We start from the raw sequence: 24,984 nt of genomic DNA, 5'->3' as shown, positions 1-24,984 counted from the left end.
TCTTTTTGGTATCACGCTCCGAAGGGCCCTCATCGATCGAAGAAGATGTGCGTGCCCGCACGGGCAAGATCAAAGGGCGTCGGCTTCCACGGCATCCTGGAAGCGCGGGAAGATCGGCGTGAAACCCAGGTCCTCCCGAATCCGCCGGCCATCCATCCGCGTAGAGAACGCCGCCGCCCGTTCGGCCCGCGATCCATCGGGAGGAAGCTCCCCGACCGCCGCGAACAACTCGGCGATGTCCGGGGCTTCGTCGTCGACCACGTTGTAAATGCGATGCTTCGGCGCTTTCGCATGAAGCAGGCGGATGACCGCCTGGGCGATGTCGTCATGATGGCCGAGGGACATCTTCATGCCTGGGGGAAACCCGCGCATGAGCGGAACGACCTCCTGGATGTGCGGATCGCCCGCGCCATAGACGAACGGAAAGCGGAGAATGCGCACGTCCAGCCCGTCCATGGAAAGCAGCATCCTCTCGGCGGCAAGCTTGCTCAGGGGATAGGCATCCGGTGGATCGCAAGAATCGTCTTCGTTGGCGAGCGCGCCGCCTTTGGGACCGTACACGAGGCCCGTGCTGGCGAAGACGAAACGGCCCACCGAGGCCTTCTTGCTGGCTTCCGCCAGGTGTCGGGTTCCCATGTCGTTGGTGGCGTGCGCCTGTTCGCTGGTCGCTCCCCGGAAGTACGCCGCGCAGTGGACGACCGCGTCCATGCCTTCGACGGCCTGGACCAGGGAGTCAGGGGCCAGCAGGTCGCCCTGCACCCGCTCCACGTGGTCGCCCAACATAGCCCGGGCACGTTCCTCATCGCGTACCAGCACCCTCACCTGCTCGCCGCTTTCGAGCAGGCGACCCACGAGGCGCGAACCGACCTTGCCGGTCGCACCGGTGACGAGAATCTTCATGCCGTATGTCCTTTCGAATGACCAGATACCTAGGGTATCGACGGCACGGAGGGAGGATTGGATAAACCGGACAGCGGTTCCGACATGCCGCGCTTGTGCTAAAAGTGCGTCCATGCGTACAGACATCACCCCATGTCATGAGCATCCCGACATGTCCTCCCTCCCACCGGCCGGCTTCCTTGACCTCGTGGCCGGTCCGAACACCGACGCCTATCTGGTGGCTCGCCGCGGTCCGTCCATTCCCGGCGGGGTGGATCTGCACGTCCTCGGCATGCGCGAGCGTGTTCGTCGCAAGCGGGTATGCGCGGGGCAACGCATCGTGTTCGCGCGGGTTCCGCTGGGCGCACACCAAGCCGTCTTCGGCGTGGCGGCCACGGCATTGGCGGGGCATACGATTCCCGTCGACGCGTTGTGGGGGCGCGATGCTGCACACGCATTGATGGAAAAGCTCGCGCGGATGCCAGACGACGCCGAAGCAACCTCGGCGCTGGAACATGCGCTTGCCGACCGCTATGCCTCATCGCCGCCGGGTGCGACGTGCCGCTTCGTCCAACACGCGGCGGAACGCCTGGCCTTTGCGAGCGTTGGCGAGGTATCCCGCCAACTCGGCGTGAGCGAGCGCCACATGCGCCGCATGTTCCAGCAGTCGACTGGCCTCAGTCCCAAGACGTTCGCCCGCTTGAAGCGATTCGATCGCGCCGTGCGCCAGGCGCTCGACGAAAGCCGAACGAACTGGTCAGGCCTCGCGATCGATGCCGGATATTACGACCAGGCCCATCTCATCGCGGACTTTCACGCCATAGCGGGCACGACGCCGCGGAAGTTCATGGCGGAAGTACGGAAACGGCGTGGCGTGATGTCCTTCCGGTGAAGGCGGAAAACAAAGTCCGCTTGGCAAACCGTCGACGTTCGTTCCCCTTCCGTTTCCAGGGAATATCGCTCCGGCTTCGCGAAACAATCTTCCCTGACGTCGTAGCGTCACGCACGAGCCAGGCGCATGCGGTAAACCATCCCCGAAGGTCGTTCGAGCACGGCACCGGCATGGCGCGAAGATAATCCGTCGATCGTCAAATTTTTGGCCCTCGCCAGACGAGTTCACCGCGCCTCCCGCTGAGGATAGACTTAGCCTGTACGCATGGACATGGCAGGAGAACAGGGTTGATGGACCAGGAACGCATCGTCCGATACTGGCACTCGGTTGAGTTGCTTCAACCTCAGGCGGTGCCAGATGTGAAGGGGCAGAAGCACCGGTACGACTCGCTCGTCCATCCCACGTCGGTGGGAGCACCGGTGCTCCCGTGGCACCCCGGCAGCATCATGCGGGGCAAGGCCATCCCCAAGGGATGGGCATGGAGCCACACCGTTTACGTGCATGCGTACGACAGCCGAATCGTCGCCGAACAGTTGAAGAAGATCTTCGTTCCCGACCTCGGGTACAGCGAGCCTCAACAAAGGACCTCCACCGTCTTCGCCGTGAAATTCGACGAGCAAGGCGCGATGGTGCCCGATTCGCTCGTACTTTCCAGCGAAGCCTGGTTTCTCGGCAAGGCGTTGAACGGAAACGACTGGACCCTGGGCTTCGACGCGGACCAGAAGCGAGCCAGGGAACATGCGCAAACGACGTTCGAAACCCCGGCGACGGGGGACGCGCTTCGGGCACTGACGCACTGGATACTCGACTTGCTTCAGGTCCGCGACGTGTTCGGCGACGCGGACGCCGCACGCGTGCATATCCGATCGCAACCCATTCGCAAGAAAAAGCCCGAGCGCGAAGACGACCCGCTCAACAGCTTCCTGCTAGATGACCTGTCCGCCGTAGCCACGAGCGTGGGCCAAGGAGTGATCAGCGAACCGCTGCGCCGGTACCTTTCTCGACACGACGAAAGTGCGCGCTTCACGATCGACGAGCGCGCATCGGGTCCGGCATGCATCGAAAGCCTGTTTCCCCATACTTATGCACCGGGCTGCTGGCCTTCGGAAAGGCATCTCGGCCTCGTCCACTCGCAGCAGCTGGCGGTGAACCGGATTCTTTCCACGCTCGGAACGGGACAGGGCCTGATCGGCATCAACGGGCCACCCGGTACGGGCAAGACCACCCTGCTCCGTGACCTGATCGCCGCCATCGTGGTGCAGCGGGCGGATGTCCTGGCCGGGTTGAACCGGGCGTCCGACGCGTTCACGGGAAGCCTCGAGAAAGCGAACGGCGTCGAGGGCGAATGCATCGGCTACCCGCTCAGGGACGCGCTACACGGCTTCGAGATCGTGGTGGCTTCGTCCAACAACGGCGCCGTCGAAAACATCACGCTGGAGCTTCCCCAACGCGACAGAGTGGACGAGAGCTGGCTTCCGGAAGCGGAACACTTCGCCGATGTCGCCTCCTTGCTGGCCGGCAGTGACGCCTGGGGTCTCGTCTCCGGCGCCCTCGGCAGTCAGTCGCGCCGAAAGGCCTTCGTGGAACGCTACTTCGACGGCAAACGGCCACGCGCTCCGACCGCGGAGGAAGCCGCCGCCGAGGCGATGGCCGACGAGTCGATGGAGGAAGAGGAAGAGACGTCCCATCCGCTCGCCGACCTGTTCGCCGCTGGCGAAACGACGGATACGGAAGGCGCCGATGCCAATCCGGAAAGCCCCTCCAAGGGTATCAATGCCTACCTCAGCGAGTATGTCGACGCCAACAAAGGACGCTCGCCGAGTGATCGCCAGGCGATGTGGAAAATCGCCGTTTCGGAGTATCTAGCGGCCAAGGCACGCGTCGACACATGCCGCGAGGATGCCGATCGCATCCGGTTGCTTCTGCCGAACGCCATCAAACGCGGCGGGAGCGTCCTCGCTACGCGGAAGAAACTCGCGGCTCTCCGGGCGACACTCCTCGACATCAAGCTTAAAAAGGCGCTGGAGGAGAACAAGGGCGTCGAGATAGGCGAACGACTCGATGCGAGCCTGGATGCGCTGAATCGTCACGACCGGCTTCGTCCCGGATTCTGGTCGAACCTCTTTAGTCTTTGGCGGGCCGGACGCTTGTGGGCGGATGCTCGCGTTCGGTTGGCTCGGGAGTACAAAGACGCAACCACGGCAGCGGACATCGCCAGTATCCAGGACGAACTGGCGCGACTGGAAAGCCAGCATGCCACGCTACGCCAGAGCATCGCCGCCCTGGCGGCGACGCACGGTGCGACGCACCTCGAACAGTGGGCGCATACCGGCTCGCTCGACCTGACCCATGCCATCGAGCTGGCCGAGCCATGGATGATCGAAGGCCATCGGCGGGCTCGGGCCGGCGTCTTCATTCAGGCGCTGAAGCTGCACCGCACGTTCATGGAACTGGAGCCCAAGCGCGTCCGCTCCAACCTATCCCTCGCGAACGCCATCGTCATGGGCGCCCGCTATCAGGGGCTATCGCACGACGCCATACGCTCGGCATGGGCGACCCTGTTCATGGTGGTGCCCGTTCTCAGCAGCACGTTCGCCTCGTTCGCGCGCTCGTTCGGCTCCTTGCGCAAAGGCGATATCGGTTGGCTGCTCGTCGACGAGGCAGGCCAGGCCACGCCGCAGGCGGCCGTGGGTGCCTTGTGGCGTTCGCGCCGTGCCGTGCTGGTGGGCGATCCGATGCAGCTCAAGCCCATCGTCACCGTGTCCGATGCCGTGCTCGAAGGGATGCGAACGATCTACCGGGTCGATCCCCATTGGCTCCCCTCGCGCCAGTCCGCGCAGACCCTCGCCGACGAGGCCACCACCTGGGGACGCCGCATCGGCCCTTCGGGCGCCAAGGCATGGGTCGGTCTTCCGCTGGTGGTCCATCGGCGATGCGACCGTCCCATGTATACCCTCGCCAACCGGATCGCTTACGACGGTGCGATGGTCTACGGCACGATCGCACCGAAGCCGGCGAGGGAAACACCCGCCAGCTTGCCCACGGGCTGGTTCCGGGCACGCGGGCCGTCCCAGGGCAACTGGGTTCCGGCCGAGGGCGAGGTGCTATCGCTCCTGCTTGCCCGGCTGGCCAGGGAGGGTGTGAAGACCTCGGACATCGCCGTCGTCACTCCGTTCAAGGAGGTCAGGCAGCGATTGTCCCCCCTATTACCCAAGGGCATGACGTTCGGCACCATCCATACGATGCAGGGCAAGGAATCGGCCGTGGTCATCATGGTGATGGGAGGCCATGCCGACGCGCCCGGCGCACGGGACTGGGCCGTGGCCGAACCCAACCTGCTCAACGTGGCGGCGACGCGCGCCAAGCGCCGTTTCTACGTCATCGGCGACCAGGACGACTGGCGGCATCGCAACCTATTCCGCGACGTCATGGAACTGTTGCCCGTCCAGGATCTCAGCGAACGAGATCCACACGTGGCAACGTCATTCCAGGCATGAGCCGAACGCTCGAACATACATCACGCAACCGACATCGACGGCCGACGACAGTCCGGCCTTTTCACCAGGGGGAAGCACATGGGTTGGGACTTCGATTTTGACCTTGATTTTCTCAAGCGCGCCGATGGTTCGGTCAGCTATTGGAAAGTGCTCGGCGGCGCGGCCGCCGGCGTGGCGGCGGTCGTCGCGCTGCCCGTGGCAGGAGGCGTAGGCGCGGTCACGCTTGCCGGCGCGGCCATCGCGTCGGCGGTCGGAGGTGCGGCAGGCGCTGCCGCATCGATGTTCGACGATACCGAAAAGAAAGCCGAAGCCCGCGGCGAGGCGCGCGGCGCCGCCCGGTCCAATGCCCAATACGACAAGCTCAAGGCCGCGCTCGATGCGGCTGTCGGTCGCGCGAGGGAAAGCCACCAGTACTTCGCATTGATTACCGCCATGCACGCGGTGGGCATGGCCTGCGCCGCGTGCGACGGCGTGGTCGCACCCGAGGAAAAGCGGGACATCGAGGAGTTCATCGGAGGCCTCGCGAGCACCGCATTGCCTGCCAAGGTCAGGGAAGACCTGGAGGCCATGGCGGCCCATCCGCCTTCCATGGCGACCGCCTTCGAACTGGCCAAGGCCTACGGCACCGACTCCATGGATCTCTTCGACGAAATCATCGACATGGTCATCCAGTCCGATGGGCACGTCCATGAAAAGGAAGTGGCCTTCCGCGCCCAGTGGGCGCAATTGAAAGCCGCTGCCTGAGGCCACGACCATGTCAGATCGCCTGGATCGCTTCAAAGCCAGAAAGATTCTCACCCAAGCCAGCGACGGGCCCCGACTCGTCGGATTGCCTTCGGAAAACGGCGAACCCCTCGACATCGGCCATGTCGATCAGGCCTTCGTCGACCGCGTGGCCGACCGCGAGCAACCGGTGGATCTCTCGGTCTGCCACGCAGAAGTCGAGAGCCTACTCAACCGCATGTCTCAGGACATCGAGCGCGAGCGGTTCGGGCGACTGATGGTCGACGCGCGCCGTGGCGTGCTGCAATCCATCGCCGGACCGTTCGGACTCGGCGCCGTGGTCGGCGCGGCGGACCGCGTGGGCGGCAACGTCGACACCATCCACAACGCCCGGCAAGGCATCTACGCGACCCAGGGCGAGGCCGATGCCTATGCCAACCGCGGCGAGTACGACTCCGGCGCCTATCACGCCCATCAAGACTACGTCGCCACGAACAAGCGCCAGGGTGAACAGCACGCGGCGGGAACGCTGATCGACGTCCACACCGGCAAGCCGCTCGCCGCCGACGCGAAACGCAACCTCGACCACCTCAAGTCCGCGAAGGCGATCCACGACGATCCGGGCCGCGTGCTCGCCGGCGTCGATGGCCCGGATCTCGCCAACCGGGAGGCCAACCTCGCTTCGACCCAAGAAAGCATCAACAAGTCCAAGAAGGCCGATGGTGCCGAGCGCTTCAACGAACGCCTGTCGCAGACGCGCGAGCAGCGGCAGGCGCAGATAGCGCAGTTACGCGAACAGGGCGTGGCGACCCCGTTGACGGACAAGGATCGAAAAACCCTCGCCAAGCTCGAAGCGCTGGAAAGCGTCGACCGCGAACACAGTGAGTCGGCAGGCAGGAAGGCGGAAGCCGACGGCGATGCCGTGGTCGACAAAGCGTATTACGGCAGCAGGAAGTTCGCGGGCAACGTGGCGCTCCAGGGAGGCCGCGAAGCCGTCACGGTGGGCATTCAGCAGGCCTTCGGCGAATTGCTGACCGAATTTTTCGCCAGCGTGTTCGAGGAGGCCGACGACTGGTACCGGCAAGGCCGCAAACATGCCGCCATGACCGACGAGCTTCTCGAACGATTCAGGAGCGTCGCGACCCGCGTCGCCTCGAAGTGGTCCCACGCGGTCCAGGCGTTCAAGGGTGGCGCCATCGCAGGCCTGCTCAACAGCATCGTCACCACGCTCGTGAACGTCTTCGTCACGACACAGAAGCGCCTCGCGCGAATGGTCCGTGAGGGACTGCTGTCGCTGGTTCGCGCGCTGAAGATGGTCGTCTTCCCTCCCGACGGCACGAGCTATCGCGAGACCTTGCACGAGGCCACGAAGATCGCGTTCGCGGGCGGGGTCGTCATCGGCGGCATCGTGCTCGAGGAAATCGTCCACAAGTACATTTCCTCGGTCCCGGCGCTCGGTTTTCTCGCTGACGTGGCCACCGCGGTGATCGTCGGCTCGATCACCGCCGTCGTCATGGCGCTCAGTGCCTACGCCCTCGACAAGCTCGATCTCTTCGGCGTCAACGAGGCTCGCCGGCTCGGGCAGTCCACTACGCGGCTGACGAGCGGTGCGCTCGAACACGCTGCGCTGTGTGAAGTCCTGGTACTCGAGCTCGAGGCCATCGGTGATCCGACGCATGTGGCGGGTGCGTAGCCCACGCGCACTTCAATGCGATGTCGCCCCCACGGCGCGGAATCCGTAAGCAGGCAGGCGGCTCTGCGCCTCCGGCGTCATGGCGTAGAGCGCAAAGCCGTATGCCCGCGCGAGCCGCGCCGGATCGGCGTCGCGAAGGATCACGCTCATGCCGTAATCGACGGGCACGGCCAGGTCGGCGGGCACCTCGACCTTGCGCAGCGACGGGTCGGGGGTCGCATCGTGCGAGCTGCAGTAGCCGATGAAGGCATCGACCTCATGGTGCTCGAGGAAATAGCGCACGGCGTTGCCGTTGCCGGGAATGACCGGCGCGACCGGGCCACCGACCAGCTTTCGTGCACGGGCCTCGAGCGCCGTGCGCGCCCCGGGACGCACGGTGCCGGCCTTCGCGAAGAACGCCCACGCGTAATCCCCGCCCGGGTCGGCGCCCGGGGTCGACGTACCGATGCGCACACCGGGTGCCAGGAGCTGGTCGAGGAGATTGGCGCGGGTGATGCGGGACGACGGCAGCACCTGGACGCAAAGGGCGTTCCGGGCAAAGACCACCGGACGGGTCGCCTTGCCTTCGTCGGCCAGGCGTTCCGGATGAGCCATGTTGGCGGACACGTAGACATCGACCGGCTCGCCCTTCTCGATGCGCTCGCGCAGCAAGCCGGCCGGCCCGTTGACGATACGGACCGGCTGGCCGGTGTCTTCCGTGTAGTGACGCGCGATGTCGGCAAGCGCGCCCGTGAGGCTGCCCGCGGCGTAGACGACCAGCGGTGCCTCGGCACTCCGGGAAGCGGGGGCCGCCGTCACGGAGGCGGCAAGGACGATGGCGACAAGGCGTCTCACAACAGGTCCACCTGCATCGATGCGCGCACCGTGCGCGGGGCACCCAGTGTACCGGTCGCGCTGCCGGCGGCGTTATAGCCGTTCTGGCTCGCGGGGCTCACGTTGGCCCAGTAACGGCGATCGGTGGCGTTGTCGAGGGCGAGACGGAAGGTGACCGGGCAACCATGGATGCGCATCTGGTAGCGCCCGCCGATGTCGGCGACCGTATAGCCGTCGACGCGGTAAGTGTTGGCGAAGTCCCCTGCCCGCTTCGTTGCATGGTTGACGTTGAGCGTCAGCGTCAAGCCCTCCACCCACGGCATGCGGTATTCGAAGAGCGTGTCGTAGACCACGCGGGACAGACCGAGGATCTGGTTGCCTTCCGTGGCGGTCGATCCGGTGTGGTACAGACGAGGATCGAGAAGTGAGGCGCCCGCGAACACGGTCAGGTCACGCGTGATGTCACCGTTGGCGGTGAGCTCGATTCCGCGGTTGACCTGGCGACCGCGGTTGGCATAGACGTTCGCCGCATCGAGATAGGCATAAGGCCGTTCGATGCGGTAAAGCGCGGCGCCTAGGTCGATGGTGCCCGCCCGGGCCTTGTAACCGGCTTCCCACTGGCGGCTCCGGTAGGGTTTGAGGCTCTCGTTTTCGTTGGCGCTGCCGGCCGGTGCGATATCGCCCTGCTGGAGGCTGTCGGCGTAGGTGACGTAGGCCATCTGGCCCGCGACCGGCTTGAACATCACGCTGGCGGTCGGGCTGATGCCATGGGCGTCATACGACGAGGTCGTCCGGCCCTGCTTGTTGTAGCTCCTCACATGCAGCCAGCTCTGGCTTGCCGCCACCAGCGTCGACCACCGGTCGTCGAAACGGATGGTGTCGCCCAGGGACAGCGATTGCTGCCGGGTGTTCATCGAGCGGTAGCGGTGGGCAAAGCGCGGGAAGTTCGTCGGCTCGTCGAAGCGCACGGGATGGGCGAGGCTCGCCCTGCCCACGGTCACGGCACCGGTGGAAAACGGCGTGTAGCGGCTCCAGTAAAAACCGTTGTTGGCGACGACGAGGTCGTGCGCCAGCGGGCCCGTGTCGACGTGGCCGTTGAGGGCGACCATGTTGCTGACGATCATGTCGTAGCTGTACGTGGTCGTCGCAGCCGTGGTCGTGTAGTTGCCCGATGGAGTGGTCAGCGTATGGGTCGGCACGGTGGAGCGGCGATCGTTCGATTCCTTGAGCACGCCCGCGCGCAGCGACCAGTCGTCATTGAGTGCGGTCTTCAGGCGCGAGCTCAGGATGCGGGTGATGTTGTCGTCGCCGCCCCAGGTCTGTCCGTAGCCTTGCCGCCCGGGATCGGGAGCCGACGGCAGGGTGACGCCCTTGCCGAGGGCAAAGGTGCCGGGAAACCCCGTGGCCGTGTAGTGGTAGTAGCTCGCGTCGTTTTCGAGCACCGTACGCTCGGCGAGTTTCACGTCGAAGCCGACCGTGCCCATGCGCCGGGCGAGGCGGCTGCCGTCGACGTAACCGGGCCCGTTCTGGTCGAGCACGTTGACGCGGTACCCGTACCGGTCATGGTCCCCGAAGTGGCCGCCGAGGTCGGCGTGGGCAAGGCCGGATTCCCGCGAGTTGTACCGCACATCGACTTCGCGTAGCGGCGCGTCGGTGGGTCGCTTGAAAACATAGTTGAAGACGCCGGCGGGACTCGCCGGCCCATAGAGCGCGCCGGCAAGGCCATTGAGTACTTCGATCTGCTCGAACTGTTCGATCGGGTAATCGGTGGTTGCCGCGATATTGAGCCCATCGATGCGCGTATTCTGCACGACACCCGCTTGCAGGCCACGGGTCTGGGGGCGAACGTTCTCGCCCTGCACCGTCGGCAGGAAGCGGAACGCTTCCCGCACGCTCTGCAGCTGCTGGTTACGCGCAAGGTCGTTGTTGACGGCCTGGACGGAGTAAGGGGTTTCGATGGGCGCGATGTCGCCCAGAGGCCCCATGCCCACCGACTCGGTGCGATACGACGCCTGGTCGGCCTCCACCGTATAGCCTTCGAGATCCGTTTTCCTTGGGGCTTCCTGGGCCATCGACGCACACGCCGCGCCTGTCAGAAGCCATGCGCACGCCAGGCGGTGGGAAGTGTCCATCGTCGTACTCCAGTCGGGGGGGACGTACGCCATGGCCTCGTCCCTGCGTCGTCGTTGGGAAAAGGTTGCAGGATACCTTCCGAAGCGGCCGGATGAACCGGGAAGGTTTGGACGGACATCCAAAATCAAAGGCCCCGGTCACGGGGACCGGGGCCTTTGACGAAGCGAACGAACCGAGGCGGATCGTCAGAACGCGACGCGAACGCCTGCCGTCACGCCATAGCCCGTGCGACCCGAGCCCTGCTCGCCGGTGAGGCCACCGAACAGGTAGGTGCTCGCACCCAGTCGCATCGTGCCGTTGGCATTGACCTGCACGAAGCCGCGACCGGCGTTCGGGGCCTTGGTCTGGAACGTCTGACCGGCCACGCTCGCCTGCACCGCCGGGTCGAGTGCCCGGCCCGAGTCGACGCCCGCGGCCACGCCGACACGCCAGGTCAGCTCGGTCGCCAGCGGATCGGCCGCGTTCGAACCGGCCGTGAGCCCGACGAGGCTACGCACGCCCGTGGCGGACAGCTTGCCCAGGCTCAACGCGGCCGGCGAGTTGCCGGTCTCGTTCACCGCGTCACGCTCGACCTTCTGCCAGATGACGCTGGCATACGGCTCGAGACGAACGCCACCGGACGTCGCCAGCGGAAGGCGGGCGGTGAGGCTGGCCATCGTGTCGTGGCCGTCGGCGCGCGTCTCCAGCGAGCCGTTGCCGAACGGATCCGCGCGACGGGTCGACCAATCGGACGTGCCGTACGACACCACGCCGTCGAGGAAGATCGCACCGGCCTTCTGCTGGCCGTAGATCATGCCGGCGTTGCCGCGAATCGTGCCCTCCCCGCCCGTGGCGATGGTGTTGCTCTCGCCGTGGGACGCGCCCACGCCGATCACCGTCGACTCGTTCGAGATGAGGTCCACGCCGCCCGTGACATGGCTCGTGCTGGTGTTGTAGCCCGAACCCTGGTGGTCGGCGACGAAGCGCTGGCCGTCCTGGGTGACGTTCGCCCACACCTTGTTCGCCGGGTCCACGCCGTCCACGGCGAGGTGACCGAACGCGTCACGGTTGAGCGCGAGGCCCATGCCCCGAGCCGCGGCGGCCTGGTCGGCGTGCACTTCACCCGCCATCGCCTTGACGGTATCGGCGATGCGATCCGTGCCGAGCGCACCGATGGCGTTGATCGCACCGGTGTAACCCGTGCCGTTGCCGGCCGCCTGGGCGTCGATCGCGGCATCGAGCGCGCCGGCGAGGGCCAGCGTGTTCTTGCTGGCGCCCGTACCGAGGAAGTCGCTATAGGCGCGAGGCACCACGCGCAGGTCGATGCTGTTGCTGCCGGCGAGGTTGTAGAAGGCCAGGAAACGCGTGTTCGCCGGGAGGCCCTCCGCGGGCTGCGCGATATTGGCGAACTGGCCGACGATGCCACCCTCGGCCGTGACGATGCGGAACGAATCGCCCAACACCGGGGTGAACGTGTTGCTGGCATCACCCGTGATGCCGCGGAGCGTCGGATCGAGCGTGCCGTTGGCGATGAACTGATGGCCGGCGCCGACCACGAGCAGGCGCGAATAATTGCCCCGACCGGTGCCCGTGCCGTAGCCGTCGATGTCGGCTTCGAAGGTGCTGCCGGCGTTCATCGTCACCGTGCCGTCCACGGTCAGCGTGCCCGGCGAATTACCCGGAGCGAGGCGTCCGCTGACGTTCACCGGACCCGTGACCTTGCCGATGCCGCGCAGGGCCGCGCCCGAATCCACCTGGACGAAGGCGCTGTCCAACGCGCCGTTGGCGCGCAGCAGGCCTTCCTGCACGCAGGTGCCCGCGCCGAGCGTGGCGTGACCGGTGAGGCTCAGCGCACCCGAACCGCTCTTGACGAAGCATCCCGTCGCACCCGCGGCGTCGATGTTGCCCGAGAGCACGGTCGTCGTGTTGCCGGTGACGTTCACGCCCGAGCTGCCGCTGACGAGCACGTTCTGGCCGGTGCCGAGCGTGGCGAAGGTCTGCAGCGTACCGCCCTGCAGGTAGATGTCGCCGAAGCCCAGCGACGAACCGTTGTCGATGCGGACCGTGCCGCCTTCGATGTAGGTGTTGCCGGTGAAGGTGTTCGCGCCGCTGACCACGAACAGGCCGTCGCCGAGCTTGGTGAGGTTGCCGCTGCCGCTGATGGTGCCGGTCTGGGTCAGCGTGGTGCCTGCGGCCGTGGTGAGCGAGCCGCCCGCACCGGTCACCACCAGGCTGCGCGCCGTGGAGAAGCTGCCGGTCGTGGTGAGGTTGCCACCGTTGAAGGTCACCGCATTGGCCGCGTCGCCGAGGTTGGCATCGCTGGCGATGCTCAGCGTGCCGCCGTTGAGCTGCGTGCCGCCCGTGTAGCTGTTGTTGCCCGAGAGCACGAGCGTGCCGTCGTTCACCGTGGTGCCGCCGGCATGCGAGAGCGTGCCGCCCAGGGCCAGCGTACCGGCGCCGTTCTTGACCAGACCGCCGTTGCCGCTCACGGCACCGGTCGAGCTGAAGACGGTGCCCGCATCGGTGGCGACGACGGCAGTCTGCGCGAGGTTGAGGGCGCGCTGGCTGGCGAGGTTGGCCGTGGTATGCAACATGCCGCCGTTGAACACCAGCGAGGAGCCCGGCGCACCCAGGTTGGCATCCGCGGAAATCTCGAGCGTGCCTTCATCCAGCGTGGTATTGCCCGCGTACGTGTTGGTACCGGACAGCACGAGCGTGCCCTCGCCGGACTTCACGATGCCGCCCGCACCCGATACGACACCGGCGGTAGCGAAGGAGGCGCCCGCGTCGGTCTGGATCTGCGCATCCGCGTCGAGCGTCACCGCGCGGTTGCCGGCGACGTTGCCGGTCGCGTGCAGCGTGCCGCCGTTGAAGACCAGGCCGCTGGATGCGGCGCCGAGGTTCGCGTCGCTACCGACCTGCAGCGTACCGCCGTTGAGCGTCGTGCCACCGGTGTACGTGTTGTTGCCGGTGAGCACGAGGGTACCCTGGTTGACCGTGGTACCGCCCGTATGCGCCGCGACGCCGTCGATCTCGAGCGTACCCTCGCCGTTCTTGATCAGACCACCCGGTCCGGTCGCGCCACCGGAGGTGGTGAACGTGGTATCCGCGTCGACCGCGATGTCGCCGCCGGCCAGCGAGAGATCGCGAGCCGAGGCCATGTCGGCCGTGGTGTGCAGCGTGCCGCCCTGCAGGGTCAGCCCGCCGGCGGCCGCGCCGAGTGCGGCGTCGCTGCCGACCTGGAGCGTGCCCTGCTGGATGACCGTGCCACCGGTGTAGGTGTTCGCGCCGTCCAGGACCAGCGTGCCTTCACCCGTCTTGACCAGGGTGTCGCCGCCGATGGGGCCGGACGCCGTCAACGTGGTGCCCGAGTCGGTCGACAGCGACGAGCCGTTCATGACCGTGACGGCACGGCTGGTGGACAGGTCGGCCGTGGTGTGCAGCGTCGCGCCGTCCAGCAGCAGCCCGCCGTTCGCCGCGCCGAGGTTGGCATCGGCGGCGAGCTGCAACGTGCCGCCATGGATCGCGGTACCGCCCGCATAGGTATTGGCGCCGCTCAGCACCGTCGTGCCCGAGCCGGTGACGCTCACGCCGCCGTTGCCCTGGATGGTGCCGGACAGGACCGTGTTGCCGCCGTTGTCGGCCGACCACTGCAGGCCGGCACCGTGGGTGTTGATCGTGCGGGCGCTGGCGAAGTCGCCCGTGGTGACGATGTTGCCGCCGTTGGCGTCGAGCGCGCCGGACACGTCGCCGAGGTTCGCGTCATCGGACACCACCAGGGTGCCCGTGCCGCTGACGAACGTACCGCCGGTGTAGCTGTTGTTACCGGTGACGGCCAGCACGCCCTGCGACACCGCCAGGCCCACCTGCCCCGTGACCGGACCGTTGATGGAGACGCTACCCGGACCGGCCGCCGTCAACACGCCCGATCCATTGATCGGACCGTCGAGGTTGGCCTCGCCCTGGTCGACCCGGACCGTACCCGTGCCCATCATGGTGATGTTGCGCGACGTATCGAAGCCGTTGGTCAATTCCAGCGCGCCGCCGCCGAAGGTGAGCGGGCTGCTCGCGTCACCCAGGTTGGCATCGCCGCCGACGACGATCGTGCCGCCGTTCATGTGCGTGCCGCCCGTGTAGGTGTTGTTGCCGGTGAGCGACAACGTGCCGGCGGTATTGGTCACGCCACCGCTCTGCGACAGCACGCCGCTGGCCACCAGGCTGCCCTGGCCCGACTTGGTGAGGCCGCCGTTGCCGCTGACGTCGCCCGTCGCGGTCAACGTGGTGCCCGCGTCGGTGTTCAGCGTGCCGTTGCCCGACAGCAGCAGGTCGCGGCCGGTGGTCATCGTCGCGGTCGTTTCCAGGGTGCCGCCGCCGAAGGTGACGGGGCTGGCGGCGCCGAGGTTGTTGTCGGCCGAAATGGCGAGCGTGCCGCCATTGATCGTCGTGCCGCCGGTGTAGGTGTTGGCGCCGGACAGGGTCTGCGTGCCCGAACCGTTCTTGACGAGGCCGCCGGTACCCGAAAGCTCGCCGCCGAACGTGGTGTTCGTGCCCGTGCCGTTGAGCGTGAGCGCCGTGCCGTCGAGCGCGATGCTACCGCCGCCGGCCAGGCCCGCCACGGTCTGGGCCGCATTGTTCATCGACACGGTGGAACCGGTGTTGACGGTCAGCACGCCCGTGCCGAGCGCGCCCGTGTTGGCGACCACGACGTCGCCCTGGGCGACGTTCGTGCCGCCGGTATAGGTGTTGGCGCCCGAAACCGTCAGCGTGCCCGTGCCGGTCTTGGTCAGCGAGCCCGTGCCGGTGATGACGTTGGCGACGTTCGTATCGAAGCCCTGCAGGTCGAGCGTGCCGCCGTTGGCACCGAGCGACATGTCGCGGCCCGCGTTCAGGTCGAACTGCGCGCCCCACTGCAGCGTGCCGCCGTTGAACTTGAGGTCGTTGCTGACGTCGCCCAGCGCGGCGTCGGACAACACGTTGACGTTGCCGCCGTTGAGGTCGATCTCGCCCACGGAGGTGTTGTCGCCACGCAGGTTCAGGGTGCCTTCGCCTTCCTTGATGAGCGCGCCGCGGCCGTCCATCTCGCCGGTCAGGGTCAGGGTGTGGCCGTTGGTGTCGAACGTGCCGTTGTTGCCGGTGATGCTGACCTCCTGGGTAAGCGTACCGTCGGCCGTGTTCCGCACCTTGCCGCCGTCGAGGATGACCGGATCGGTGGCATAGGTCTGGTCGACGACCTCACCCGCGACGATGCGATGCGCGGTGCTCAGGTCGGCGTTGATGATGGTGATGGTGTTCGACAGGATGACGCTGTCGATCGGCGCCCAGACCTGCGTCGGGTTGGCGATCGGCACGTACGTGAAGGTGTAGGTGCCATGCACCAGGTTGTTGAACGTGACGCCCTGCCAGTTGGCGATGGAGTACGTCGGCGTTCCGACGAGCTGCGTCCCGTTCGAATAGAAGTTGGTATCTCCGTCGACGAGCCCGGCGGGCTTGTTTGACGTGAGGATGCTGAACGACACGGTCTGGTCGAAGCCCGCGGTGCTGGTCAGGTGCAACGAGCCTTCCGTATAGGTCGTTTCGGATGAGGAATGGTAGGTGCCGTAGTAGAACGACAGCGAGTTGTTGCCCGCATTGGCATAGCCGATGGACGTGGTGTGGGCGATCGCACCGGACGCCGTGACCAGGCCAAGGGCCAGCACCAGCGCGCGACGCGAACCGAGCGCGCCCGACGAAGCGCTCCCCCCCGAGGCCCGTGCTCCCTTGCCGGCGTGGGTGACCAGCTCCGACGCCACGACGAATTGCCGCAGCGCGCGGCTCCACACAATGCTGAAGACCTTATTCAAAACGAATTTCCCCGATGGATGACATGACCGAGCCCCAACGCTCGTAGCGCACGGCCTTCGCATGATTCATGCCAACCTGGGACCTTCTGTAAGGCCCGCATAAGGCGACTTGCCGAAAAAGTGCGATGCACGTCACAGCAATGCATGATCCAGTTATGTCAGCCGGGGTCGATATGTGACACTTTTTTGTCCACGCGGGAGGTTCGAATACCCCGCCTCAACGGGACGGCAGGGTCTGCCGGACGATCGTCGATGGACACGGGTTTGGATGCCCACGCCGATGGCCCACGTGGCGAGCAGCGGTTCGTCGGTGGTGGCTTCGGACACGGGCCATGGCTTCCGTCGCCAGGCATCCCGTGTTCTTCGGATAAGGCATGCTCGCCGCTTCGGCAAAAGCGCGGATCAGCCGTGCCGGGTGGAAAACCGTTGGCTGAGTCCCTGGAGGTCGAACTGGCGGACGACGTAGTCGATGAAGGCGCGTGTTTTTTCCGGCAACAGCGCCTGGGCGGCGAAATACAGCGAGAGGTTGCCGCCGTCCACCCACCAGTCGGGCAGCACGCGCTGCAGTTCACCGCGCTCGATCCAGGGCAGCGCGGACTGGACCGAGACCAACGCGATGCCCAGGCCGAGGGCCGCGGCACGTGCCGCCGCATCGGGGTCGTCGAAGAGGACACGCCGCTCGAGGGCGATGGGTGCCGCCTCGCCTCCGGCGTTCGTCAACATCCAGTCACGCACGCGACCCGTTTGCGGGGAGCGGATGAGGATGCCGGGGCGGTTTGCCAGATCGCCGGGGGTACGGACGACGGCATGGTCGCGGACGAAGGTCGGCGAGGCGACGAGGATGCGGTGGGCCGGTGCCAGCGCGCGGGCGACGAGGCCGGGGCGAAGGTCGAACCCGCCTCCGATGGCCACGTCGAAGCCGTCGGCGATGAGGTCGACCGGCCGGTTGTCGAATCGCCAGTCCGGCGTGACGCGCGGGTAGGCCTGCAGGAAGCCCGGCAGCATCGGGACGATGTAGTCGCGACCGAAGGCGTTGGGAAGAGCAACGCGAAGGATCCCGGCCGGGCCAGAGGTCCGAGCCCTCGCGTTGGCGATGACCGCATTCAGGTGGTCGAGGCTGCCCTGCGCCTCCAGGCGGAACGTCTCGCCCGCCTCGGTCAGCGACAGATGACGCGTGCTCCGCTGGAAGAGCCGCACGCCGAGGTCGCTCTCGAGCCCTGCCACGTTCTTGCCGACCGCCGCCGGCGTGACCCCGAGAGCGCGGGCCGCCGCGGCAAAGCTGCCGAGTTCGGCGGCGCGCAGGAACGACGCGATGCGGTTGAGGGTGTCCATGGCCGATTGTAAAGCGTATGGATCGAATGAAACGACCGTCCGTGCCCTACCGGCGGCGACGGTCCGCCTGCACACTGTGACAACCTTCCCTAGCGGCTCACGTCCATGACCGACACGAATTCCATCTCCGGCAAGACCGCCCTCGTCCTCGGCGGCTCACGAGGCATCGGCGCGGCGATTGCGCGTCGGCTTGCGGCAGGCGGCGCGGCCGTCGCGCTGACCTATGTGCGTGGTGCCGACGCCGCCCAGGCGGTCGTCGACGACATCAAGGGCGCCGGCGGCCAGGCCATGGCCATCGAAGCCGACAGCGCCAGCGAAGTCGCCATCGAAAACGCCGTGCAAACGACCGTCCAGGCACTCGGCGGCCTCGACATCCTGGTCAACAGCGCAGGCCTCTTCGTTCCGGGCGCGATCGAGGACTTCCCGACCGACGAGCTCGACCGGCTTCTCGCCGTCAACGTCCGGGCCGCCGTCATCGCAAGCCGCGCGGCCGCACGCGCGATGACGCACGGCGGTCGCATCATCCATATCGGGAGCACCAACGCCGACCGCATGCCGTTCGCCGGCGGGGCCGTGTATGCCATGACCAAGGCGGCCCTGCGGGGACTGACCAAGGGCCTCGCGCGGGACCTGGGTCCGCGCGGCATCACGGTCAACAATGTCGAACCGGGTCCCGTGGACACCGACATGAACCCCGCGAGCGGTCCCATGGCGGACACCCTGCTGCCGATGCTTGCCATCGGCCGGTATGGACGCCCGGAAGAGATCGCGGGGTTCGTCGCCTATCTCGCCGGTCCGGAAGCGGGAAACATCACCGGAGCCAACCTGCTCATCGATGGTGGTTTCGCCGCCTGAGGCGAAACACACGCGACGCCCGATCCCCCGCCTCCCTCAGCCAACGCTGATGTCGGAGAGGTCGATGGAGACGACCAGGGGTTCCGGGATGCGCTGCCCGTCCGGCCCACGCGGGTAGATGCGACGCTTCGTCGGGAACGCGATGCCCGAGACCGTGATGTAGTCGGAGACATAGTGGGCCCCTGGCGTGTTGCCCGCGATTTCCACGTCGTAGTCGAGGCGGCGAACGAGGTGGTCGGCACCGACATAGAGGGCCTGCACCTTGCTGAAGACTTCGAGCGTGTCCGGGTAGCGCAAGGACAGCTTGCGCCAGGTCTCGCCGTCTTCGACCCACTCGCCCGCGTCCACGCATTCGACGCCGTCCCAGGCAAGGAGGAAGGGGGTGTTGAGGTAGGTCCACATGGCGCAGCCCGCGAAGAACGCGAGCTGCAGGTCGTCCCAGGGCGTGTCGAGCGCATGCCCCCGAAACGAGTCGCGCGGCTCGTCGAGAGCCGAGACGATGCGGTCCTGCGCATCGAGGAGTGCGATGCGACGTGTCGTGAAGTCGCTGCGGGCGGCGATCGCTCCGAACGGCGCATGCGATGCCCACTGCGTGTCCGTTGCGACGGTCACCCTTGTCCGGTCGAGGATGCCGGCCTTACCCTTGAGCCCCCAGAGTGCGCCGCCCTGGTCGAGGGTGGCGCTGACACGACGAAACGTTCGCCAGGTATCGAGTCCGCCATGGGCGTTGATGATGTCTTCGGCCATCTTGTTCATGAAAAAACCCCAGGACGGAAAGCGACGGTCAAGCACGCTTGCCCATCGTGAGCACGATGCGGAAGCGTGCCTTGCCGGCCATCATCGCGGCGTACGCCTCCGGTGCGTTTTCGAGGGGCATGGTTTCGATCACGGGTCGTACGCTCGCCTGGCGGCTGAAAGCCAGGGTCGCCTCGGTGGCGGCGATGTCACCGGTCAGGGACCCGTCGATGCCACGTCCACCGAAGATGAGGTCCGATGCGGAGATCTCGATCGGCTCGTGGGCCGCCGCCACGACGACCAGCCGTCCGCGCTCCCGCAATCCCCTCAGGCATGCGGAAATGGCCTTCGCGCCGGGGGCGGTGGCGATCACGACATGCATGCCACCGAGCGCCATCAGCGCATCGGCCACATCGACAGCGTCGCCATCGATGTAATGGTTGGCACCCAAGGACCGTGCGAGGTCTTCCTTGTCCGCGCCCCGGCCGATGGCGACGGTGTCGAAACCCATCGTGTGGGCATATTGCAGCGCGAGGTGCCCCAGTCCACCGATGCCGAGGACGGCGAGCCGGTCACCTGCACGCGCCGGCGACTTGCGGATCGCGTTGAACGTGGTCAGGCCCGCACAGAGCAGTGGCGCGGCCTCCTCCGGCTCGAATTCATCGGGAATCGCGACGAGCGCCGCTGGCCTTGCGTGCATCGACTCGGCATATCCTCCGTCGAGATGGACTCCGGTGATTTCCTGGTTGCGGCAATTCACGAGGTCGCCCTCGTGACACATCTCGCACCATCCGCAGGCGCCGCCAAGAAAACCGACACCGACACGCTGACCGATGCGCCAGCCGGCCACCCCCTCCCCTACGGCGTCGATGATGCCGATGACTTCGTGGCCTGGAACGCGGGGAAACGCGATCGGGAAGACCGCATCGACGGTCGCGGCGTCGGAGTGGCAGACGCCACACGCCTCCACGCGGATACGCACGAACCCGGGCGCGGGCTCGAGCAGATCGCGGGTCACCATGTCCAGGACGCCAGGCGCCGTGACCTGCGCGGCGCGATAGGTGTTATTCAGCATGCGATGTTTCCAGATGGGGCATTGGGCCCGAAAAGAAGGATGCTCTCCGGGGAGAGTTCGTGAAGCATGTCGTTGGTGACCGCCGGAGACTTCACGCGCATCCCCCGATCCGGGCGGCGCGGCGCCATGCGCCTGGGGTCGCACCGACCACCTTCGTGAACTGGCGGGAAAAGTGGCTCTGCTCACAAAAGCCGCAATCGAGCGCGATGTCGGCAAGAGGAAGATCGGACCCCACAAGGAGCGCCTTGGCCCGCTCGATGCGCCGCCGGATCAGCCACTCGCGTGGCGAAACGCCGTGCGTTTTGCGGAATGCCCTCGAGAAATGGTTCTTCGAGAGCCCACATGCGCGCGCGAGCTCGGCGACGGAGATGGCGCGCCCGACCTGTCGTTCGATGCCGGCGAGTGCCACATCGTACTGACGGCTCGTCAGCCCACCCCTGGTTTGGTCGGGCGCACGGGATGGGCATCCCACGCCGTGCAAAACATGCAAAGCCACCGCTGCCTCACCGAATGCTGTTTCATGGAAGTCACACGTGGTCGATCGCGGACCACGGGACCAAGATCGCTTTCCGGGACCGATTCCGGATGAGGGGAGCGAGAGCGCCGCCGCCGGCTTCATCGATACCCTTCGGGCCTTTTCCTTGAGAGAGTACCCAAGGCCTTCACAATCGGACGGTCGAAATACCATCAAATACGGACAAGGACCGCGTACGTTGGCTGAAACACACGCGTCCCTCGCAAGGGGTGTGCGCGGCGAATGTTAATCTTGGCGGTTCCAAAGAGAGGTGTCGTCGATGCAGCGGGTGGGGATGATCGTCTATCCGGATTTCCAGGTGCTGTGTTTCGCCGCTTTCTCCGTGTTCGAGGTCGCCAACCGCGAAGCGGGCAAGCGCCTGTATGACCTCGAGGTGCTCGGCAACGGAGGCAGGTCGGTAAGGGGTTCGTTTGGCCAGGAGGTGACGTGCGCCCCGCTCGTCGACACCGGTTTCGACACCCTTCTCGTTGGCGTCGGCATCGATATCCCGGAGCACGACCCGGCGGTGTCGGACTTCCTGGTCGACACGAGTGCGCGCACGAGGCGCATCGCATCCATCTGCCTCGGCAGCTTCGTGCTCGGCGACGCGGGACTGCTGGACGGAAAGAAAGCGACGACCCACTGGAATTTCGGCGACCGCATGCGCGCGCGGTATCCGAAGTGCACGGTCGACCTCGACCGCATCTACGTGCAGAGCGGTCGCATCTGGTCGTCGGCGGGCATGTCCGCCGGCATCGACCTCGCCCTCGGGCTCGTCGAGGAGGACCACGGCCGCGAGCTGACCGCCATGATCGCGAAGGGAATGGTGCTCCACCACCGACGCGCCCCCGGCCAATCGCAGCACTCGACCCTCCTGGACATCGATGCGAGAAGCGACAGGATCCAGGCGAGCCTCGCCTATGCCCGGCGCAACCTGCGAAACGAGCTCAGCGTCGCCGAGCTGGCGACCGTCGCCCACCTGAGCCCCCGTCACTTTGCCCGGGCTTTTCGCGCGGAGACCGGACAGACGCCGGCGCAAGCGGTGGCCGCATTGCGCATGGAGCAGGCGCGGATGCTCATCACGCAGGGCACGCTGGCGATGGAGACCATCGCCCGTGACACGGGCTTCGGCGATACCGAGCGGATGCGACGGGCCTTCGTGCGTTGGCAGGGGACGGCGCCGACCGAACTGCGCCGGCGGAGCCGGGCGGACCAGGACACCACCGCCGACTGACGCGAGAGTCGTCCGGAAAAGGTGCCGATCCGTCATGTGACGAAGCCGATGGCGTCCATACAACAAGGCGAGGCGGCGACCACGGGTGGTCGCCCTTCCCTTCCTTGTCCGGAGCACATCATGCAGTTGTCGGGAAACACCATCTTCATCACCGGCGCCACGTCCGGCATCGGCCGTGGCCTTGCCGAGGCGTTCCACCGCCTCGGAAACCAGGTCATCATCAGCGGTCGCCGCAAGGCACTGCTCGACGAGGTCACCGCGGCCAACCCCGGCATGCAGGGCATCGAGCTCGACATCACCTCGCCGGAGAGCATCAAGTCGGTGTCCGAGTGGCTGATGAGCACTCACCCGACGCTCAACGTCCTCATCAATAACGCCGGTCTGATGCCGTTCGACGATCCGGCCGCCGAGATCGACGACGCCGTCAGCCTCACCATCCTGACGACCAATCTCCTCGGCCCCATCCGCATGACCTCGGCGCTCATCGAGCACCTCAAGGCGCAGCCGTCGGCGGCCATCATCCACAACACCTCGGTCGTGGCCTTCATGCCGCTGGCCGGCAACGCGGTCTACTCCGCCAGCAAGGCGGCGCTGCACTCGTATACGCAGACGCAGCGCTTCGCCTTGCGGGACACCCGCGTCAAGGTCATCGAAATCGCGCCGCCGTGGGTCAACACCGACCTCATCTACAAGAGCGACGACCCGCGCGCCATGCCGCTGGAGGCCTACATCGAAGACACGATGCGCCAGTTGGGCACCGACGAGGAAGAAATCATCGTCGACGGCATCCGCGCGCTGCGCGACAACCCGGGTACCGGCGAGTACGCGCTGATTGCCCGCTTTAACCAGTCGCTCGTCGACAACCCGATCCCGGTCGGTTGACCACCCCGACCACGTTTGATCGCCGCGCCACTCGTCCTGCCGCTTCATCCGTTATGGTAACGCATCATTTATGACCCCTTAAAAGCAAATTCATGCTATTAGGTATCACTAGCGATCCTATGAAGGCATTCATGCTACTTTGAAAAAGGGATCATATTTGATACTATTGGCGCACCATCCGCCGATATGAGTTCATCTATGATCCCTAACGTAGCGCCAAAGTCAGGGAGCGTCGAAAGCGCCATGCGGGATTTAGGAATGCGTTTGGCGAGAGTTCGTCTCAGCCGCAACCTAACCCAAGCAAGGTTGGCGCATGAGGCCGGAACCTCGCTTCCCAGCATCAAGCGGCTGGAGGCCGGCCGGAACAGTTCTCTCGATACCCTTCTCCGCGTCTTAAGAGCACTCGACCTGGGCGACCGCCTTCTCGATATTCTCCCCAACCCAGATGTTCGGCCGGTCGAGCGGGTTCAAAATGAAGGCCACGAGCGGCGTCGCGCACGAACTCAGACGGAGGCCCCCAAAGCCAGCGACTGGGCGTGGGGCGAGGAGGATGAGCAATGACGGATGCGACCGTCCGCCTATGGGGCAGAGACATCGGTGCCGTAAGTTGGCTCGACGACAGAGCGATCGGCGTATTTCAATACATGCCTGAGTTCGTCGAAAGCACCATCGAACTGGCGCCGATCATGATGCCGCTGCGGCCGACCCCATACGATTTCCCCGGTCTGCCGAGTGATGCCTTCAAGGGGCTGCCCGGTATGCTCGCCGACTCTCTCCCCGACAAATTCGGCAACGCCCTGATCGATACATGGCTCGCGACGCAGGGGCGCTCAGCCGGCAGCTTCAACCCGGTAGAGCGCCTTTGCTATATCGGTACACGCGGCATGGGCGCGCTCGAGTTTCATCCCACGATCCTCAGAGAGCCGCGCAAATCCCATCGCCTTGAAATTGATGAGCTGACCAAACTCGCCAACGAGGTCCTCAACAATCGCGCGAACCTCGCGGGTGTCCTCAAGGGCGAGGACGACCACGAAACCTTGCAGGAGATCCTGCGCGTCGGCACGTCTGCGGGTGGTGCGCGTGCCAAGGCTATCCTTGCATGGAACGAGAAGACAGGCGAATTCCGATCCGGTCAAGTCAAAGCCGGTGAAGGCTTCACCTATTGGCTCATGAAATTCGACGGCATCTCCAACAATCGTGATAAGGAGCTCGCCGATCCGCAAGGCTTTGGCCTTATCGAGTATGGCTTCTTTCTCTTGGCCCGCGCCGCCGGCATCGACATGACCGAATGCCGCGTTCATCACGAAGGCGGCCGATCGCATTTCATGACGCGACGCTTCGATCGCAACGCCAGCGGCCAGAAGCTCCACATGCAGTCGCTCGCTGCTTTGCGCCACTATGATTTCAACGCGGCCGGAGCCTATTCCTACGAACAGGCGGTCGAGACGATCCGGCTCCTCGGTCTGCCCGCTTATGACATCGAGCAGCAGTTTCGTCGCGCGGTTTTCAATATTCTCGTCCGAAACCAGGACGACCACGTCAAGAACATCGCCTTCCTCATGGATCGAAAGGGCGAGTGGCGGCTGTCACCGGCGTTCGACGTCAGCTATGCCTACAATCCGGGTGGCAGCTGGACTCATCAACACCAGATGAGCCTGAACGGCAAGCGCGATCATTTCGAGCTATCCGACCTTATCCAGTTCGGCGTTTTCTGTGACCTCAAGCGCAAAAAAGCCGACGATATTATTCGCGAGATTCATACGCAGGTCGAAAACTGGCCAGCCGTTGCGGAACAGGCCGGCGTGGCCGAAAAAACCGCGCAATCCATTCATCGAGCCATGCGGCGAGAAATCATCATCCCGACCGAAACTCGCCCACAAGGACGGTGACCCGCGCGCCATGTCGCTC

At 65.8% G+C, this 24,984-nt stretch carries 17 protein-coding genes; 9 read left to right on the top strand and 8 right to left on the bottom strand.

From position 1 onward, the window contains the following. Nucleotides 1-69: 69 nt before the first annotated feature. Nucleotides 70-900 (bottom strand): NAD-dependent epimerase/dehydratase family protein, encoded by an 831-nt coding sequence (locus L2Y94_RS09840; RefSeq protein ID WP_247374761.1) that lies wholly within the window; start codon nt 898-900, stop codon nt 70-72. Nucleotides 901-1,087: 187 nt separating this feature from the next. On the opposite strand from L2Y94_RS09840, the gene L2Y94_RS09835 reads away from it, so the two are divergent. From L2Y94_RS09835 to L2Y94_RS09820, 4 genes are all read left to right on the top strand, one after another. Next, nucleotides 1,088-1,771: a helix-turn-helix domain-containing protein gene (locus tag L2Y94_RS09835; RefSeq protein ID WP_247374760.1), complete on the top strand. Its 684-nt coding sequence runs from the start codon at nt 1,088-1,090 to the stop codon at nt 1,769-1,771. Nucleotides 1,772-2,130: 359 nt separating this feature from the next. Further along, the gene (locus tag L2Y94_RS09830; RefSeq protein WP_247374757.1) at nt 2,131-5,268 is read left to right on the top strand and encodes a DEAD/DEAH box helicase; all 3,138 of its coding nucleotides are present in this window, start codon (nt 2,131-2,133) and stop codon (nt 5,266-5,268) included. 78 nt (nt 5,269-5,346) lie between these two features. Further along, nucleotides 5,347-6,012, top strand: coding sequence for a tellurite resistance TerB family protein (locus L2Y94_RS09825; protein ID WP_247374754.1), 666 nt, complete (start codon nt 5,347-5,349; stop codon nt 6,010-6,012). A gap of 10 nt (nt 6,013-6,022) precedes the next feature. Beyond that, nucleotides 6,023-7,684 carry a hypothetical protein gene (locus tag L2Y94_RS09820; protein ID WP_247374752.1) on the top strand — a complete coding sequence of 554 codons (1,662 nt, stop codon included), beginning with the start codon at nt 6,023-6,025 and terminating at the stop codon, nt 7,682-7,684. A gap of 12 nt (nt 7,685-7,696) precedes the next feature. Here L2Y94_RS09820 and modA read toward each other — a convergent pair whose 3' ends face one another. The 4 genes from modA to L2Y94_RS09800 form a co-directional block, all read right to left on the bottom strand. Continuing rightward, nucleotides 7,697-8,518 (bottom strand): molybdate ABC transporter substrate-binding protein, encoded by an 822-nt coding sequence (gene modA / locus L2Y94_RS09815; protein WP_247374750.1) that lies wholly within the window; start codon nt 8,516-8,518, stop codon nt 7,697-7,699. Beyond that, complete coding sequence (locus tag L2Y94_RS09810) at nt 8,515-10,662, bottom strand: TonB-dependent receptor (protein WP_247374748.1); 2,148 nt, start codon at nt 10,660-10,662, stop codon at nt 8,515-8,517. The genes modA and L2Y94_RS09810 overlap by 4 nt, the downstream gene beginning before the upstream one ends. Nucleotides 10,663-10,815: 153 nt before the next feature. Further along, the gene (locus L2Y94_RS09805; protein ID WP_247374746.1) at nt 10,816-16,449 is read right to left on the bottom strand and encodes an autotransporter-associated beta strand repeat-containing protein; all 5,634 of its coding nucleotides are present in this window, start codon (nt 16,447-16,449) and stop codon (nt 10,816-10,818) included. A 402-nt stretch (nt 16,450-16,851) separates the two neighbouring features. Next, nucleotides 16,852-17,781, bottom strand: coding sequence for a LysR family transcriptional regulator (locus L2Y94_RS09800; protein WP_247374744.1), 930 nt, complete (start codon nt 17,779-17,781; stop codon nt 16,852-16,854). A gap of 105 nt (nt 17,782-17,886) precedes the next feature. Between L2Y94_RS09800 and L2Y94_RS09795 the strand changes: the two genes are divergently transcribed. Further along, a complete protein-coding gene (locus tag L2Y94_RS09795) occupies nt 17,887-18,636 on the top strand; it encodes an SDR family oxidoreductase (protein WP_247374742.1) in 750 nt (249 codons plus the stop codon). A gap of 36 nt (nt 18,637-18,672) precedes the next feature. Here L2Y94_RS09795 and L2Y94_RS09790 read toward each other — a convergent pair whose 3' ends face one another. The 3 genes from L2Y94_RS09790 to L2Y94_RS09780 all read right to left on the bottom strand — a co-directional run bounded on the left by L2Y94_RS09790 (nt 18,673) and on the right by L2Y94_RS09780 (nt 20,855). After that, the gene (locus L2Y94_RS09790) at nt 18,673-19,392 is read right to left on the bottom strand and encodes a hypothetical protein (RefSeq protein ID WP_247374740.1); all 720 of its coding nucleotides are present in this window, start codon (nt 19,390-19,392) and stop codon (nt 18,673-18,675) included. Nucleotides 19,393-19,420: 28 nt separating this feature from the next. Next, nucleotides 19,421-20,446 carry an alcohol dehydrogenase catalytic domain-containing protein gene (locus L2Y94_RS09785; protein WP_247374739.1) on the bottom strand — a complete coding sequence of 342 codons (1,026 nt, stop codon included), beginning with the start codon at nt 20,444-20,446 and terminating at the stop codon, nt 19,421-19,423. Nucleotides 20,447-20,537: 91 nt separating this feature from the next. Next, nucleotides 20,538-20,855: a helix-turn-helix domain-containing protein gene (locus L2Y94_RS09780; RefSeq protein WP_247374737.1), complete on the bottom strand. Its 318-nt coding sequence runs from the start codon at nt 20,853-20,855 to the stop codon at nt 20,538-20,540. A 385-nt stretch (nt 20,856-21,240) separates the two neighbouring features. Here L2Y94_RS09780 and L2Y94_RS09775 point away from each other — a divergent pair, with 385 nt between their 5' ends. From L2Y94_RS09775 to L2Y94_RS09765, 4 genes are all read left to right on the top strand, one after another. Beyond that, nucleotides 21,241-22,194 (top strand): GlxA family transcriptional regulator, encoded by a 954-nt coding sequence (locus tag L2Y94_RS09775; RefSeq protein WP_247374735.1) that lies wholly within the window; start codon nt 21,241-21,243, stop codon nt 22,192-22,194. Nucleotides 22,195-22,314: 120 nt separating this feature from the next. Continuing rightward, entirely contained in the window at nt 22,315-23,076 is a 762-nt protein-coding gene (locus L2Y94_RS09770; RefSeq protein ID WP_247374733.1) for an SDR family oxidoreductase, read from the top strand. Between the two features lie 186 nt (nt 23,077-23,262). Continuing rightward, nucleotides 23,263-23,637: a helix-turn-helix domain-containing protein gene (locus L2Y94_RS21420; protein ID WP_425602449.1), complete on the top strand. Its 375-nt coding sequence runs from the start codon at nt 23,263-23,265 to the stop codon at nt 23,635-23,637. Next, the gene (locus tag L2Y94_RS09765; RefSeq protein ID WP_247374731.1) at nt 23,634-24,965 is read left to right on the top strand and encodes a type II toxin-antitoxin system HipA family toxin; all 1,332 of its coding nucleotides are present in this window, start codon (nt 23,634-23,636) and stop codon (nt 24,963-24,965) included. The genes L2Y94_RS21420 and L2Y94_RS09765 overlap by 4 nt, the downstream gene beginning before the upstream one ends. Nucleotides 24,966-24,984: the final 19 nt, after the last annotated feature.

Origin of the sequence: Luteibacter aegosomatis (genome assembly GCF_023078455.1) — a bacterium.
Taxonomy (GTDB): Bacteria; Pseudomonadota; Gammaproteobacteria; order Xanthomonadales; family Rhodanobacteraceae; genus Luteibacter; species Luteibacter aegosomatis.
Note: the sequence above shows the minus strand (reverse complement) of the source record. Positions and strands in the feature narration are given on the sequence as shown.